Here is a 15,004-nt window from a genome sequence, read left to right as displayed (position 1 = left end):
TTGCCCATGAGCAATACGCGCGCGACGGCCCGTCACGTGGCGGGCGACCCGGGAAATCATGAAAGTCCGTAACGCCCGCCTCTGGGCGCCAAGAGGCCCGCGCCGTTGGTGTATTGCCGCTGGCGCGCTCGCGCTTGCGAGTGCCGTCCGCTTCGCCCTCCATCCCTTGCTCGGCCCGATGATGCCGGGCACGACGTTCTGTATTGCCGCTTCGCTGGTCGAATACTTCCTCGGCCTCGCGCCTGCGCTGACCGTGATGGTGCTCGGTCTCGCCATTGCGGACTATATGTTCGTGCCGCCCTACAATTACATTACGTTCCTCGACACCCACGATCTGATCCTGCTGGTGTCCTATCCGCTCGTCACGGCGATCGTGATCACGCTGATCGAGCGTCTGCGGCGCGAGCAGTTTCGCGCGCAGTTGATCGCCTCGGTCGCGCAGTCCCGCTACGAATTGCTGCTGCGTCACGACAACGAGCGCGCGCTGGCACGCCGCGCCGTCGATGAGACGCATCGGCTGCTGCGCCACCTCGCGCAGCATCATGATGGCTTCATCCTCATCAAGGGGCTCGAGCGTAATGCCGCCCAGCGCGCGAGCGTGGGGCAGAGCATGTCGCAAGCGCTGCCGGCCGCCGCCGAAGTCGCGCCCGGCCCGCTCTTCGGCGCACTGCATCCCGACGATGTCCAGCGCCTGACGCACTCACTCTCGCCGGGCCACCATCGCGTGCGTCTGCGCAGCGAACAGCACAAGCGCGAGTACCGGCACGCCAATTGCAGCTGCGAACGCTTCACCACTCACGCGGGCGATTTTCTCGTGCTGCGCACGGAGAGCTGACATGGCGACGCTCGAAATGGAGCTGGCCGCCACCGAGGCGCCAGCCGTGCAGTCCACGCGCTTTTTCTGCGAAGGCGACGGCCACGCCGTCCTCATGCTTCACGGCCTGTCCAGCTCGCCGATCGAACTGCGCTATCTCGCGCGCTATCTGCAAGGCGAAGGATTCACGGTGTGCGCGCCCGTCATCGACGGGTATAGCGCTGGCACGGGCCAGTTGCCGATGGAGCAATGGGTCGAAAACGCCGTGCGCGAGTTCGATGCTCTCGCGGCACGCTACGAGCGCGTCTCGATCTGCGGCCTTTCGATCGGCGGCGCGCTCGCGCTGCGTCTGATTCGCGAGCGGCCCGCCGCGCAGTCGCTCGTCCTGCTCTCGCTCACGCTCGCCTACGACGGCTGGGCGATCCCGTGGTATCGCTTCCTGCTCGACTGGGCGTACTTCACGCCGCTACGCCATCGCTACCGCTATCGCGAGGCCGAACCGTTCGGTGTGCGTAACGAAGCGCTGCGCAAGAAAATCGCGCGCGCCATGCAACGCAGCGACTTCAGCGAAGTCGGCCCTTCGACGATTGCGCTGCCCGCGCTGCATCAGGCGCTGCGCCTCGCGCGCGCCGCGCGCAAAGATGTTCCCGCGATCGAAAACGACACGCTCGTGATCCACGCAATCGACGACGAAACGTCGAGCCCGCGCAATCCGCGCCACGTGATCGACCGTATCGGCTCGAACTTCCTGCGCACGCTGTGGCTCGACGATTCGTACCACATGATCACCTCGGACAACGAACGCGAGATCGTTGCGCGCGAAACGGCTCTGTTTCTGCGCGAGAGCGAAGTCGCGCGCAGCGCGAAGGACGCGCCGGTCGTCTCCAAGGCGCTCGCCCGGCGTCTGCGCCAACTGGCGGCGGTGGGAAGGAAAAATACGTGAAGCTGTCCGTAGCAATGAAAGGGCTGGCGTGCGTCGCCGCGCTAACCCTGGCCTCGCACGCATGGGCCGATACCGATACGTCCAATCCCGCCGCAACCGACTCGCCGTGGAAAATATCGATCGGCCCCGGCGCGTATTTCGCGCCTGAGTATCCGGGCGCGCGCCACATGAAGTTCTATCCGTTCCCGTCGCTCGACATCTCGTACCGCGACCGCTTCTTCTCGCAAGGGCCGGACGTGCTGGGCGTGAACGTGATTTCCGCGCCGAACTACCATGTGGGCGCTTCGCTGAGCTTCGATTTCCAGTCGCGCACCGTGTCGGACGACCCGCATCTGCACGGCCTGAGCAATGTCGATGACGGCCCGAAGCTGCGCCTCTTCGCCGATTACACGCTGTGGGCGTTCACAGGCGCCGTTGCCATGTATCAGGACATCAGTGGCCACGGGCAGGGAACGACGGCGACGGCGGACCTTTATGTGTCGCTGCCGCTAACGGGGTGGCTGTTTTCAGTGGGACCGGGGCTCACGTGGGCCAACGGCGTCTACACGCGCACGCTATTCGGCGTGACGCCTGACGAGAGCGCGGCATCCGGCTTGCCGGCCTACTCGCCCGGCGCCGGCATTCGCGATCTGCACATGACGTTCTACATGACGCACGACTTTTCGAAGCACTGGGTCGGCTCGGTGAACGCGACATTCGGACGCCTTCAGCACTACGCCGCCGACAGCCCGATCACCGAGAGCCGCCGCGAAATCACGGCTTTCGCGGGGCTCAATTACCGGTTCTGACCGCACGCGCCGCGTCGCGCCGAGTCAAAACCGCTCGACACGGAATGGCCGAGGGTCCACCACCGTCGGCGCGCCCGTCATCATTTCCGCGATCAGGCGCCCCGTGACCGGGCCGAGTGTGAGACCGTGGTGCGCGTGGCCGAAGGCGAACCAGAGGTCGTCGTGCCCGGGAGCCGGCCCGATGATCGGCATCATGTCGGGCGTGCAGGGGCGGCGGCCCAGCCACGGCTCGGCATCGAGCCGCGCGCCCAGCGGGAAGATGCCGCGCGCGAGCGGTTCGACCGCTTCGAGCTGAACGGGCGTTTTGGGCGAGTCGCGCAAGCCGAGTTCGACGCCGGTCGTGAGGCGCGTGCCGCGCAGCATCGGCGTAATCAGGAAGCCCGCTTCGGCGTCGAGCACCGGCTGGTTCAGCTTCGCGCCATCCGCCACCGCGTAGTGCATGTGATAGCCGCGCTTCACGGCAAGCGGCAACGCGTAGCCCAGCCGCGCCGTGATATCGCCCGACCACGGCCCCATGGCGATGACCGCCGACTTCGCCAGCACGGGCCCGTCCTGTGTCATGACGCGCCACGACGGTTCGAGCGTCGCGGCGTCGCCAACCAGCACACGGCCGCCTAGTTGCTCGAAGAGCTTCGAGTACGCCGTGACCAGTCCCTTCGGATCGCTAACCGAATCGGAATCGGTGTAGCGCACGCCGCCCACCAGCGTGTGGCTCAGCGCGGGCTCGGCGGTGCGCAGCGCCGCGGCGTCCAGCGCCTCGTGGCCCACGCCGTACTCGCGCTGCCAGCGCTGCGCCTCGGCCACGGTGGCGTCCATGGCGGCCGCACTGCGAAACACCTTCATCCAGCCGTTGGTGCGCAACAGCGCCTCTGCCCCCGCCGCCTCGATCAATGAGCGGTGCTCGGTCACGCAGTGCTCGATGAGCGTGGAATACGCGCGCGCGATCCCGGCGTGCCGGTCGGCGCGCGAATGGTGCCAGTAGCGATAGAGAAATGGCAGCAGCCTGGGCATGGCGCCCGGGTGATAGCGCACGTCCGTCGAGCGGTTGCGCGCGTAGCGCAGCAGCGTAGAAAGCTCGCGCGGAAAAGCGTAAGGGTAGACACCCTCGCGCTGAATCAATCCTCCGTTGCCGTGCGATGTTTCATTGCCCGGCGCCCTGCGGTCCACGAGCGCGACCGAAAGGCCGCGCCGCTGCAACTGCAAAGCCACCGACACACCGACGATACCGCCGCCAAGCACGACCGAATCGAATTTCATCACGCAATGTTCCTGGCTCGAAGGCGCTCACGCGAGCGCGGTGACGGCCACTTCGACGTCGAGGCCCGGGCGCATCAGCAATGCCTGCACGCAGGCGCGCGTCGGCGCGTGCCCTTGCGCAACCCAGGCTTCCCATACGGCATTGAAAGCGTCGAAATGCTTCGGGTCGCTCAGCCACACGTTAGCGGTCAGCACACGCGTTTTGTCCACGCCCGCCGATGCGAGCAGCTTGTCGATGCGCGTGAGAATTTCGGTTGCCTGAACGTCGATCGGTGCGCCTGCCGTATCGGGCACCTGGCCCGAGAGATAGACCACGCCACCCGCGATCACGACCTGGCTCATGCGCGCGTTCGTTTGCAGTCTTTGAATGTCGTTGCTCATGTTCATACCGCCGAAAGACCGGCAGCGTCGCTACCGGTTGGGTTGTCAATGGGAGGTGCCGTCACGATGGAAGTCAGCGACGGATTGGCTTGTGCCAAACGTGCGAGATCGGGGCGCGGACGACGCAGATCAGGATACGCTGAAAACGCCGTTTCCAGCGCCTGCGAGACCGAGAGCGTCTTCATGTCGCCGCGGAACGGGCCCACGATCTGGAGTCCGAACGGCATGCCCGCGTGATCCACGCCGCACGGCAGCGCGAGCGCCGGATGCGTGGTGAGCGTGACGACGTAGGTAAGCGCGAGCCAGCGATAGTAATTCTCCTGCGCGCGGCCGTCGATCTGCGCGGCATACAGTTCGCTCCACGGGAACGGCGTAACCGGCGTGGTGGGCGAAACGATCACGTCGTAGCGGGCGAACGCACTCTGGAAGCGCTGGAAGATGCGCGTTTGCTCGGCTTGCGCCCACGCACTGTCCGAGAGCGACATCTTCGCGCCCATTTCATAGTTCGCGCGCGTGTTCGGACCGAGCGCGCCCGGGTCACGCGTGTACGCCGCATGCAGGCCTGCGACGAAGCTTTCCGCGCGGATCACGTCGAAGCAGCGATGCACGTCGCCAAGATCGAACTCCACGGGCTCGCACGTGTGGACGATGCGTTTGAGTTGCGCCATGCGCGCGCGGAACACGGCGCGAATCTGCGGGTCGACGTCGCAGCAGCCGAAGTCTTCGGTATAGCCGATGCGCAGCGTAGACGGATCGATATGCGGGGGAAAGGCGAACGCGTTGGCGTCCACGGCGTAGCTCAGCGGATCGCCCGCCGATTCGCCCGCCGTTGCCGCGAGTTGCAGCGCCGTTTCGGCGACGTCACGCCCCATCGGACCGACGACCGAGATCGGCGTCCAGCCGAGCAGGCGCCGCGAATTGGGCACGAGTCCGGGCGACGGACGAAAGCCCACGACGCCGCATTTCGCGGCGGGTATGCGTAGCGACCCGCCAGTGTCGGAGCCGGTGCAAACCGGCAGCATGTCGCACGCGAGCGCCGCAGCCGACCCGCCCGACGAGCCGCCGGCATTGAGCGCGGGGTTGAACGGATTGCCCGTCGCACCCCACACGGGGTTGCGCGTATTCGCGCCAGCGCCTAACTCCGGCACGTTCGTCTTCGCCACGAGAATCGCGCCCGCCGCGCGCAGGCGCTCCACGAGCACCACGTCGCGAGAAGGCACGTGGCCGCGCGACATCGGCGAGCCGTAGGTCGTGAGCAGGCCCGCCGTATCTTCGAGATCCTTCACGCCAAGCGGCAAACCGTGCAGCAGGCCGAGCGGCTTGCCGTCCATGACGGCCTGCTCCGCAGCTTTGGCCGCTTCGCGCGCGGCGTCGAAACATGTCGCCGTAATTGCGTTGACGGCCGGATTGACGGCTTCGATGCGCTCGATGCACGCATCGAGCAGTTCAACGGGCGAAATGGCTTTTGCGCCGATCAGGCGGCGCAGTTCGACGGCGGACAGACTGACCAGTTCGGTCTTGTCAAGCATCGTTCGGTTTCCTGATGAAGTGGTGTTCAGCCGATGGCCTCGCCGGTACGGTCGCGCAGCCAGACGAGCGGGATCAGCGAAATGGCGCAGGCAGCCGCGACATACCAGGCGGGCGCGAGCGGATTACCTGTGCGCGCAACGATCCAGCTTGCCACAAGTGGCGAAAATCCGCCGAAGATCGAGGCGCTCACGACATAGGTGAGTGCAATGCCGGTGGCGCGCACTTCGCGCGGGAATAGTTCGGGGATCATCACGAGCACCGGCACGACCTGCCCCGCCACGAACACGGAAAGGAAAGCGGAGACCGCGCAGAGCAGCGCCATGGAAGGCGCGGCGGAAAGCCATGCGAACGCCGGATAGACGCTCAGCAGCAGTACGACGCGCGAGATCACCAGCACGCGCTTGCGGGTGTAGCGGTCGGCGAGCTTGCCCACGAGCGGTGCAGCGACGAACAGCACGAGCGAGCTGACCACGCCCGACGTGACCGCCGCCGTGGACGAAAGATGCAACACCCGCACGGCGTGGTTCGGCAGAAAAAACGCCGTGATGTAGATGGACACCGAACCACCCAGCTCCGCGAAGGTCCCGAGTATCGTGAGTTTCAGATGGGTGGTGAGCGCCGCCTTCAATGCGCCGCTACGCTGTGCGCCGTGCGCGGGCGCCGCGCTCAGCGTTTCTTCGAGGCGGCGGCGAATCAGCATGCCCACCGGCGCGGCCACGATGCCCACGAGGAACGGAACGCGCCAGCCCCAGCTATCGACCGCTTCCTTGGGCAGCAGCACGTTCACGAGCGTGGCGACCACCGCGCCGAGCGCGAGGCCGAGCGCCGTCGCCGCGAAGTTCCAGCTTGCGAAGAACGCGCGCGTGCTGTCGCTCGCATATTCCACGAGCAGCGTGGTGCCGGGGCCGAACTCGCCACCCGCCGCGAAGCCCTGAATCAGGCGCGCCGCGAGCACGATGAGCGGCGCGGCGAGGCCCGCCACCGCGTATGGCGGCGCGCAGGCAATCAGCGCACAGCTCAGCGCCATCAACATGATGGTGAGCACCATGGCACGCTTGCGCCCGGCGCGGTCGGCATAGGCGCCGATGACGATGCCGCCGAGCGGCCGCACCACGAAGCCCACGCCGAAGAGGCCAATGGAAAGCAGGAACTGATTGACCGGCGACGCGGAGGGAAAGAACAGCTTGCCGATCTGGATCGCGAAGAAGCTGTAAATCGTGAAATCGTAGTACTCGAGCGCCGTGCCCAGCGTGGTGGCGGCAATGACCTGGCCCTTCGAAAGGCCGGCTTTTCCCAGTGCAATTGACGCCACGACGCTGCTCCTTCAAAAGGGAGTCGAAATGCGAGTTATCATATACGAGAAAAAATCATTTCTCGTATACGACAAAACCCGTAACCGGGAACCGTCCCTTCTATGGCAAAACGCGCGACACTAAATAACGCAACTGAGGCGGCAACGGAGATCGATCACGCGGCCGTTGGCGCGCGTTTGCGCGAAGCGCGCAAGTCGCGCGAACTGACGTTGATGCAGCTATCGGCGTTGTCCGGCATCGCGGTCTCGACGATTTCGAAGGCCGAGCGCGGCGACATTGCGCTCACGTATGACAAATTCGCCGCCCTCGCACACGCGCTGAACGTGGACTTCGACACGATATTCGGACGCAGGAAGCGCAAGGCGGCCGGCCCGATGAAGCCGTCGCTCACGCGCGCGGGCAAGCAGATGATTTACGACACGCCGAACTACGAGTACGGCATGATCGCCAACGACCTCACCGGCAAGCGCATGGTGCCGATGCGCGGGCGCATCCACGCCCGTACGATGGACGCGTTTCCCGATTACATCCGCCACAGCGGCGAGGAGTTTCTGTTCCTGCTGGGCGGCGAGCTGGAACTGCATTTCGAAAACGGCACTATCTTCAAGCTGTCGCCCGGTGACAGCCTCTACTTCGACAGCGCCGTGGGACACGTGTATCTCAGCACGGGTGCCGAGGATGCCGAGGTGCTTGTCTGTTGCGTAGACAACGACTCACACCGGCTGCCTGAAACGCTCTGAGCGAGTGTGACGCCGCCGCCTTTGAACAGCGGCGTCACGTCGCTCATCGGCCGAGCATCGGCAGCTTGAGGCCTGCCTCGCGCGCGGTCTGCTGCGCGAGTTCGTAGCCGGCGTCCGCGTGGCGCATCACGCCCGTGGCCGGATCGTTGTGCAGCACGCGACCAAGCCGTTCGTGAGCCGCCTGCGTGCCGTCCGCCACGATCACCACGCCCGAGTGCTGCGAGAAGCCCATGCCCACGCCGCCGCCGTGGTGCAGCGAGACCCACGACGCGCCGCCTGCCGTGTTCAGCAGTGCGTTGAGCAGCGGCCAGTCGCTCACGGCGTCCGAACCGTCCTTCATCGATTCCGTTTCGCGGTTCGGGCTCGCCACCGAACCGGTATCGAGGTGGTCGCGGCCGATCACGACCGGCGCCTTCAGCTCGCCGTTCTTAACCATTTCGTTGAACGCCTGGCCCAGACGGTAGCGATCCTTCACGCCCACCCAGCAGATGCGCGCCGGCAGACCCTGAAACGCGATGCGCTCACGCGCCATGTCGAGCCAGTTGTGCAGATGCGGATCGTCAGGGATCAGCTCCTTGACCTTGGCGTCGGTCTTGTAGATATCCTCAGGATCGCCCGAAAGCGCCACCCAGCGGAACGGGCCCTTGCCTTCGCAGAACAGCGGGCGGATATACGCCGGCACGAAGCCCGGGAAATCGAACGCGTTTTCCACGCCCATTTCCAGCGCCATCTGGCGGATGTTGTTGCCGTAGTCGAGCGTGGCCGCGCCGCGCTCCTGCAGCGTAAGCATCGCGCGCACCTGATGGGCCATCGATTCCTTCGCGACCTTCACGATGGTTTCGGGCGCAACCTTCTGTGCCTCGCGCCACTGCTCCACCGTCCAGCCCTGCGGCAGATAGCCGTTGATCGGGTCGTGCGCGCTCGTCTGGTCCGTCACGCAGTCGGGGGTGATGCCGCGCTTCACGAACTCGGCGAACACATCGGCGGCGTTGCCGAGCAGGCCCACCGAAACCGGCTTGCCCGTACGCTTCGCTTCCTCGACGATGGCGAGCGCCTCGTCGATGGTTTTGGCCTTGCGGTCCACATAGCGCGTCTTCAGGCGGAAGTCGATGCGCGTTTCATCGCACTCCACCGCGATCATCGAGAAGCCCGCCATCGTCGCCGCGAGCGGCTGTGCGCCGCCCATGCCGCCAAGACCGCCCGTGAGAATCCAGCGGCCCTTGGGGTCGCCGTTGAAGTGCTGGTTCGCGACCGAATAGAACGTCTCGTAGGTGCCCTGCACGATGCCCTGCGAGCCGATATAGATCCAGCTGCCCGCCGTCATCTGGCCGTACATCATGAGGCCCTTGCGGTCCAGTTCGTGAAAGTGTTCCCACGTGGCCCAGTGCGGCACGAGGTTCGAGTTTGCGAGCAGCACGCGCGGCGCGTCGGCGTGCGTGCGGAACACGCCCACGGGCTTGCCCGACTGGATCAGCAGCGTTTCGTCTTCGTTCAGGTCCTTGAGCGAGGCAAGGATCTGGTCGAAGCACTCCCAGTTGCGCGCGGCGCGGCCAATGCCGCCGTACACCACGAGCGCATGCGGGTGCTCGGCGACTTCGGGGTCCAGATTATTCTGGATCATCCGGTAGGCGGCTTCCGCAATCCAGGTCTTGCAAACCTTCTGCGCACCGCGCGGCGCGCGGATCGTGCGGGTCGGGTCGAGGCGGGGGTCGGTGAAGTTCGGGTGGTTCATAACGTCTTCGTCTCGGATGTTATTCAGGAATGCTGTTTTTATTGAGTCGCTAATGCTTATTGCTCGGACTCGAATGCCAGCGGGCTGTGCTTGGCGATCGCGCCGTTCTGCACGAGCTTCGCCATGGCGGCGATGTCCGGCGCGAAGTAACGGTCGAGGTCGTAATGCGGCACCTCGGCGCGCACCGACTGCATCACGTGCGCAAGCGCCGGGCTCGTGTGGTGCGGCGCGCGCAGGTCCACGCCCTGGGCCGCGGCGAGCAGTTCGATCGCAAGAATGTTGGCCGTGTTCTCGGCGATATCGGCGAGCTTGCGCGCGGCGAACGTCGCCATCGAAACGTGATCTTCCTGGTTCGCCGAAGTCGGCAGCGAATCGACCGATGCCGGATGCGCGAGCGTCTTGTTTTCCGAAGCCAGTGCGGCGGCCGTGACGTGCGCGATCATGAAGCCCGAGTTCACGCCACCGTCCTTCACGAGGAAAGGCGGCAGGCCCGAGAGCGTGGCGTCGATCAGCAGTGCGATGCGACGCTCAGCGAGCGCGCCAATTTCGGCTGCGGCCAGCGCGAGATTGTCGGCGGCGAAGGCCACCGGCTCGGCGTGGAAGTTGCCGCCGGAGAGCACTTCGTTCGTTTCCGGGAAGATCAGCGGATTGTCCGAAACCGCGTTCGCCTCGATGAGCAGCACTTGCGCCGCGTGACGCATCTGGTCGAGACACGCGCCCATCACCTGCGGCTGGCAGCGCAGCGAATACGGGTCCTGGACCTTGCCGCAGTCGCGGTGCGAGAGGTTGATCGCCGAGCCTTCGAGCAGCGTGCGATAGGCCGCGGCTGCCTCGATCTGGCCGCGATGCCCGCGCAGTTCGTGAATGCGCGTGTCGAACGGCTTCACCGAACCTGCTGCTGCGTCCACGCAGAGCGCGCCAGCAACGAGCGCCGTGCGGTACAGGTCTTCGATCGCAAACATGTTGTAGATCGCAAGTGCAGTGGAAGCCTGCGTGCCGTTGAGCAGCGCGAGACCTTCCTTGGCCTGCAGCGCGAGCGGCTTGAGGCCGACGAGGCGCAAGCCCTCCAGCGCGCTCATACGCTCGCCCTTCGCGAATACGTCGCCCACGCCGAGCAATACACACGACATATGCGCGAGCGGCGCGAGGTCGCCCGAGGCGCCAACCGAGCCCTTCACCGGAATCACGGGCAGCACGTCGGCGTTGAAGAGCGTGATGAGCGTATCCATGACTTCGCGGCGGATGCCCGAGTGACCGCGGCCCAGGCTCGACAGCTTCAGCGCCATCAAGAGACGCACGACCGGACGCGACATCGGCTCACCCACGCCCACAGCGTGCGAAAGCACCAGATTGCGCTGCAAAAGTTCGAGCTGGTCGAGCGGAATATGCGTGCTCGCCAGACGCCCGAAGCCCGTATTGATGCCATACGCGGGTTCGCCCTTCGCCGTGATCTCGGCAACGGCGCGTGCGCCTGCGTCGATGGCCGCGAAGCTGGCCGGATCGAGCTCGAGCTTCACGCCGTCGTTTTCATGGGCACGCGCGATCTGGCGCAGTTGGGGCAGGGTCAGATGGCCGGGAGTGAGTTTGATGTTCATTGCGGTGTCGAAGTTGTCTGGACAAGGTGGAATCAGATTACCCAACCTAGCTTGTCTATACAAGTTCAATCTGCTCCACGTATACCCGCACCCCTCGCTTCCTGACGCATGAATTACGCCATCTTTCGATTACAGCACAGTGAAATCCCCAGGTGATAACACCGATTGCCGGCCTTCTCGACGCATCGATAATTGTATAGACAACTTGCCGGGCCGAACCGCCATTCCATGACCGGGCACACGCCAACCATTCCTATCGGAGACTTCATGAAGAAACTAGCCTTGTGTGTCGCCCTCGCCCTTGCCGCCGGTGGCGCGTATGCGAAAGACTGGTCCACCATTCGCTTCGGCACCGACGCGAGCTACGCGCCGTTCGAATCCAAGGGTACGGATGGCAAGCTGGTCGGTTTCGACATCGACCTCGGCAACGAAATCTGCCGGCGCCTGAACGCCAAATGCGTGTGGGTCGAGCAGGACTTCGACGGCATGATTCCGGGCCTCAAGGCCAAGAAGTTCGACGGCGCGCTCTCCGCGCTCACGATCACCCCGCAGCGCGAACAGCAGATCGCCTTCTCGGCCAAGCTCTTCAACACGCCTACGCGCCTCGTCGCGAAAACGGGATCGCCGCTGCAGCCGACTATCGCTTCGCTGCAAGGCAAGACAGTGGGCGTCGAGCAGGGCTCGATTCAGGAGACCTACGCAAAGCAGAACTGGGCGCCCAAGGGCATCAACGTGATTCCGTACCAGAACCAGGACCAGGTCTATCTGGACCTGCAGTCCGGGCGGCTCGACGCCGCGCTGCAAGACGAAGTGCAAGCCAATCTCGGCTTCCTGAAGACGCCGCGCGGCGCAGGCTTCGCGTTCGCGGGCGCGGAAATCCCCACCGGCGCGGCCGCAATCGGCCTGCGCAAGGAAGACGCCGACCTCAAGGCGAAGATCGACAAGACGATTGCCGACATGATCAAGGACGGCACGTACAAGAAAATCGAGTCGAAATATTTCGACTTCGACGTGTACGGCGGCTAAGCGCCCCAGTCTTCTCCGGCAACGACAAAAGGGGGGCGCTGCTCCCCTGAACGAGGACATTCTTCCATGGTCTTTCAAGGCTTCGGCCCGCTGCTCCTCGCGGGCACGTGGGAAACCATCAAGCTCGCGGTGCTCTCGCTCGGTGCCGCGTTTTTGCTCGGGCTTGCGGGCGCTGCCGCGAAGCTCTCGCCCAACCGCGTGCTCGCGCGTATCGGCACGGCGTACACCACGCTCATTCGCGCGGTACCCGACCTCGTGCTCATGCTGCTGCTGTTCTACAGCATCCAGATCTGGCTCAACGACGCGACCGACATGATGGGCATGGACCAGATCGACATCGACCCGTTCGTGGCCGGTGTCATCACGCTCGGCTTCATTTACGGCGCGTATTTCACGGAGACCTTCCGCGGTGCGTTTCTCGCTGTTCCGCGCGGACAGATCGAAGCGGGCTTCGCATACGGCATGAGTTCCACGCGCGTGTTTACTCGCATCCTGTTCCCGCAGATGATGCGCTTCGCGTTGCCCGGCATCGGCAATAACTGGCAAGTGCTCGTGAAGGCCACGGCGCTCGTTTCGATTATCGGCCTCGCCGATGTGGTGAAAGCCGCGCAGGACGCGGGCAAGGCCACCCAGTCGTTCTTCTTTTTCACGCTCGTGACCGGCGCGATCTATCTCGCCATCACCACGGTTTCCAATCTGGCATTGCACCGCCTCGAAAAGCGCTATTCGACCGGTGTGCGGAGGGCAGCGCTGTGATCGAACTGCTTCGCCAATACTGGCCCAACTATCTGTTCAGCGACGGCTACAACGCCAGCGGCCTCGTCATCACGCTCTGGCTGCTGGTCGTTTCGATCGTGGCGGGCTTCCTGCTTGCCGTGCCGCTCGCCATTGCGCGCGCGTCGCGCAACCGGTGGATTTCGCGGCCGGTGTGGGTCTACACCTACGTGTTCCGCGGCACGCCGCTCTATGTGCAGTTGTTGCTGTGCTACACCGGCCTCTACAGCCTGCACTTCGTGCATGCCAATCCGGTTCTTGGCGACTTCTTTCGCAGTGCCATGAATTGCACGCTGCTGGCGTTTGCATTGAACGAGTGCGCCTATGCCACCGAAATCTTCGCGGGCGCGATTCGCGAAACTTCGTATGGCGAGATCGAAGCGGCCCAGGCCTATGGCATGTCGAAGACCAAGGTCTACACGCGCATCATCCTGCCTTCCGCGTTGCGGCGCGCCCTGCCCTCGTACAGCAACGAAGTGATCCTCATGCTGCACGCCACGACGCTCGCGTTCACCGCGACCGTGCCCGACATCCTGAAGGTGGCGCGCGATGCGAATTCCGCCACCTATATGACGTTTCAGGCGTACGGCATCGCAGCGGCGCTCTATGCGTCCATCGTCTTCGCCCTGATCTGGGGTTTCCGCCGCCTCGAAACACGTGTGCTGGCCTATCTGAAGCCGCAAGGCCACTAAAGAATTTCCCGCAGTCCTGATGGAGTGAACCGAGTATGTACAAGCTGATTGTCGACGACCTGCACAAGAAGTTCGGCGAGAACGAGGTTTTGAAGGGCGTATCGCTCAAGGCAAAGGCTGGCGACGTGATCAGCCTGATCGGATCGAGCGGTTCGGGAAAGAGCACGTTTCTGCGTTGCATTAACTTTCTCGAATCGCCCTGCTCGGGACGCATCACGCTCAATGGCGAGGAAATCCGCACGAGCGCGGACCGCGGTGGCGCGCTGCGCGTGAGCGATCCGAAACAGCTCCAGAAAATGCGCACGCGCCTTTCGATGGTTTTCCAGCATTTCAATCTCTGGGCGCACATGACGGTGCTCGAGAACATCATCGAGGCGCCGCTCAGCGTGCTTGGACTGAGCCGCAGCGAAGCCGAGGCCCGCGCGCGCAAATACCTCGACAAGGTAGGGCTGGCTGCCGGTGTCGAGCACAAGTACCCGTCGCACCTTTCCGGTGGGCAGCAGCAGCGCGTGGCGATCGCCCGGGCGCTCGCGATGGAGCCCGAAGTGATGCTGTTCGACGAGCCGACCTCCGCGCTCGACCCCGAACTCGTGGGCGAAGTGCTCAAGGTCATGCAAAAACTCGCGGAGGAAGGCCGCACGATGATCGTCGTCACGCACGAAATGGGCTTCGCGCGCAACGTTTCGAATCACGTCGTGTTTCTGCATAAAGGGAAGATCGAAGAGCAAGGCGACCCCAAGGAAGTGCTCAATGCGCCGCGCAGCGAGCGGCTGCAGCAATTCCTGGCGGGACGGCTGAAGTAGAGGCGTGGCGGGCCGCCGTTGGGCCTAAACTACCGGCATGCCGCCCACTTCAGACGAATGCATGTCGACTAGCGCAGCCCTCACCTCCGGCGCACCCGCCGTCAACCACGCGCAGCCTGAACCATCCGAAGCCGAACCCCTCCAGGACCCGGCCCTGCTGCGCCGTCTATTGCGCGCGAAAGACCGCATGGACGCCGCCTCCCACGAGGCCTGGCCCGTCAAGCGCCTGGCCGAGGTCAGCGGCGTTTCCGAAGCCCATTTCGCGCGCTCCTTCAAGCGCGCCTTCGGACTCCCGCCGCATCGTTATCTGCTCACGCGGCGCATCGAACAAGCCTCCACCCTGCTGCGCGATACCGAACTCGACATCACGGATATCGCCTTCGCCACCGGCTGGGAGAGTCTCGGCACCTTTGGCCGCACATTTCGCGACGTTACCGGCTTGAGCCCCAGCGCCATGCGCGTTCAGGCGCGGGCCGACCTGCCCGAGATCGACCGCGTGCCCGCCTGCGTGCTCAAAGCCGCGCAGCGCCCCGACCTCACCACAGCAGTTTTGGAGAAGCGCCGGCGCGCGAGCAAAGCTAAAGTGCGGCCCTGAAGTGTGGACATTAACCAGGGA

At 64.5% G+C, this 15,004-nt stretch carries 15 protein-coding genes; 9 read left to right on the top strand and 6 right to left on the bottom strand.

The features are described 5' to 3' along the window. Positions 1-58 precede the first annotated feature (58 nt). From JMY28_RS20890 to JMY28_RS20880, 3 genes are read left to right on the top strand one after another with little or no spacing between them, the layout of a single operon-like run. The gene (locus tag JMY28_RS20890) at positions 59-835 is read left to right on the top strand and encodes a DUF4118 domain-containing protein (protein WP_201697819.1); all 777 of its coding nucleotides are present in this window, start codon (positions 59-61) and stop codon (positions 833-835) included. Between the two features lie 16 nt (positions 836-851). Next, positions 852-1,757, top strand: coding sequence for an alpha/beta hydrolase (locus JMY28_RS20885; protein WP_236596981.1), 906 nt, complete (start codon positions 852-854; stop codon positions 1,755-1,757). A 14-nt stretch (positions 1,758-1,771) separates the two neighbouring features. Further along, positions 1,772-2,545 (top strand): MipA/OmpV family protein, encoded by a 774-nt coding sequence (locus JMY28_RS20880; protein WP_201698026.1) that lies wholly within the window; start codon positions 1,772-1,774, stop codon positions 2,543-2,545. A gap of 24 nt (positions 2,546-2,569) precedes the next feature. Here JMY28_RS20880 and JMY28_RS20875 read toward each other — a convergent pair whose 3' ends face one another. Genes JMY28_RS20875 through JMY28_RS20860 form a run of 4 tightly spaced genes read right to left on the bottom strand, consistent with a single transcriptional unit; the run spans position 2,570 to position 7,025 of the window. Further along, positions 2,570-3,802, bottom strand: a complete 1,233-nt coding sequence (locus JMY28_RS20875; protein ID WP_201697817.1) for an NAD(P)/FAD-dependent oxidoreductase — start codon at positions 3,800-3,802, stop codon at positions 2,570-2,572. Between the two features lie 27 nt (positions 3,803-3,829). Further along, on the bottom strand, positions 3,830-4,183 hold the full coding sequence (locus JMY28_RS20870; RefSeq protein WP_201697816.1) for a RidA family protein: 354 nt from the start codon (positions 4,181-4,183) through the stop codon (positions 3,830-3,832). 2 nt (positions 4,184-4,185) lie between these two features. Continuing rightward, a complete protein-coding gene (locus JMY28_RS20865; RefSeq protein WP_201697815.1) occupies positions 4,186-5,712 on the bottom strand; it encodes an amidase in 1,527 nt (508 codons plus the stop codon). Positions 5,713-5,738: 26 nt separating this feature from the next. Further along, positions 5,739-7,025: an MFS transporter gene (locus JMY28_RS20860; RefSeq protein ID WP_201697814.1), complete on the bottom strand. Its 1,287-nt coding sequence runs from the start codon at positions 7,023-7,025 to the stop codon at positions 5,739-5,741. A 102-nt stretch (positions 7,026-7,127) separates the two neighbouring features. Between JMY28_RS20860 and JMY28_RS20855 the strand changes: the two genes are divergently transcribed. Continuing rightward, positions 7,128-7,766: a helix-turn-helix domain-containing protein gene (locus JMY28_RS20855; protein ID WP_201697813.1), complete on the top strand. Its 639-nt coding sequence runs from the start codon at positions 7,128-7,130 to the stop codon at positions 7,764-7,766. 43 nt (positions 7,767-7,809) lie between these two features. On the opposite strand, the gene hutU is transcribed toward JMY28_RS20855, so the two are convergent. Further along, positions 7,810-9,498, bottom strand: a complete 1,689-nt coding sequence (gene hutU / locus JMY28_RS20850) for a urocanate hydratase (RefSeq protein WP_201697812.1) — start codon at positions 9,496-9,498, stop codon at positions 7,810-7,812. Positions 9,499-9,554: 56 nt separating this feature from the next. Continuing rightward, positions 9,555-11,093, bottom strand: a complete 1,539-nt coding sequence (hutH, locus tag JMY28_RS20845; protein ID WP_201697811.1) for a histidine ammonia-lyase — start codon at positions 11,091-11,093, stop codon at positions 9,555-9,557. Positions 11,094-11,360: 267 nt separating this feature from the next. Here hutH and JMY28_RS20840 point away from each other — a divergent pair, with 267 nt between their 5' ends. The 5 genes from JMY28_RS20840 to JMY28_RS20820 all read left to right on the top strand — a co-directional run bounded on the left by JMY28_RS20840 (position 11,361) and on the right by JMY28_RS20820 (position 14,983). Further along, a complete protein-coding gene (locus JMY28_RS20840; protein WP_201697810.1) occupies positions 11,361-12,119 on the top strand; it encodes an ABC transporter substrate-binding protein in 759 nt (252 codons plus the stop codon). Positions 12,120-12,185: 66 nt separating this feature from the next. After that, positions 12,186-12,875: an ABC transporter permease gene (locus tag JMY28_RS20835; RefSeq protein ID WP_201697809.1), complete on the top strand. Its 690-nt coding sequence runs from the start codon at positions 12,186-12,188 to the stop codon at positions 12,873-12,875. Then, positions 12,872-13,585, top strand: coding sequence for an ABC transporter permease (locus tag JMY28_RS20830; RefSeq protein ID WP_201697808.1), 714 nt, complete (start codon positions 12,872-12,874; stop codon positions 13,583-13,585). Before JMY28_RS20835 ends, JMY28_RS20830 begins: the two co-directional genes overlap by 4 nt. 35 nt (positions 13,586-13,620) lie before the next feature. Continuing rightward, positions 13,621-14,388 (top strand): ABC transporter ATP-binding protein, encoded by a 768-nt coding sequence (locus JMY28_RS20825; protein WP_201697807.1) that lies wholly within the window; start codon positions 13,621-13,623, stop codon positions 14,386-14,388. A 61-nt stretch (positions 14,389-14,449) separates the two neighbouring features. Then, positions 14,450-14,983 (top strand): helix-turn-helix domain-containing protein, encoded by a 534-nt coding sequence (locus tag JMY28_RS20820; RefSeq protein WP_201697806.1) that lies wholly within the window; start codon positions 14,450-14,452, stop codon positions 14,981-14,983. The last annotated feature ends 21 nt before the right edge of the window (positions 14,984-15,004 follow it).

Origin of the sequence: Paraburkholderia hiiakae (assembly GCF_904848665.1) — a bacterium.
Taxonomy (GTDB): domain Bacteria; phylum Pseudomonadota; class Gammaproteobacteria; order Burkholderiales; family Burkholderiaceae; genus Paraburkholderia; species Paraburkholderia hiiakae.
The sequence above is the reverse complement of the archived record's forward strand: the minus strand, read 5'-3'. Positions and strand labels throughout refer to the sequence as shown.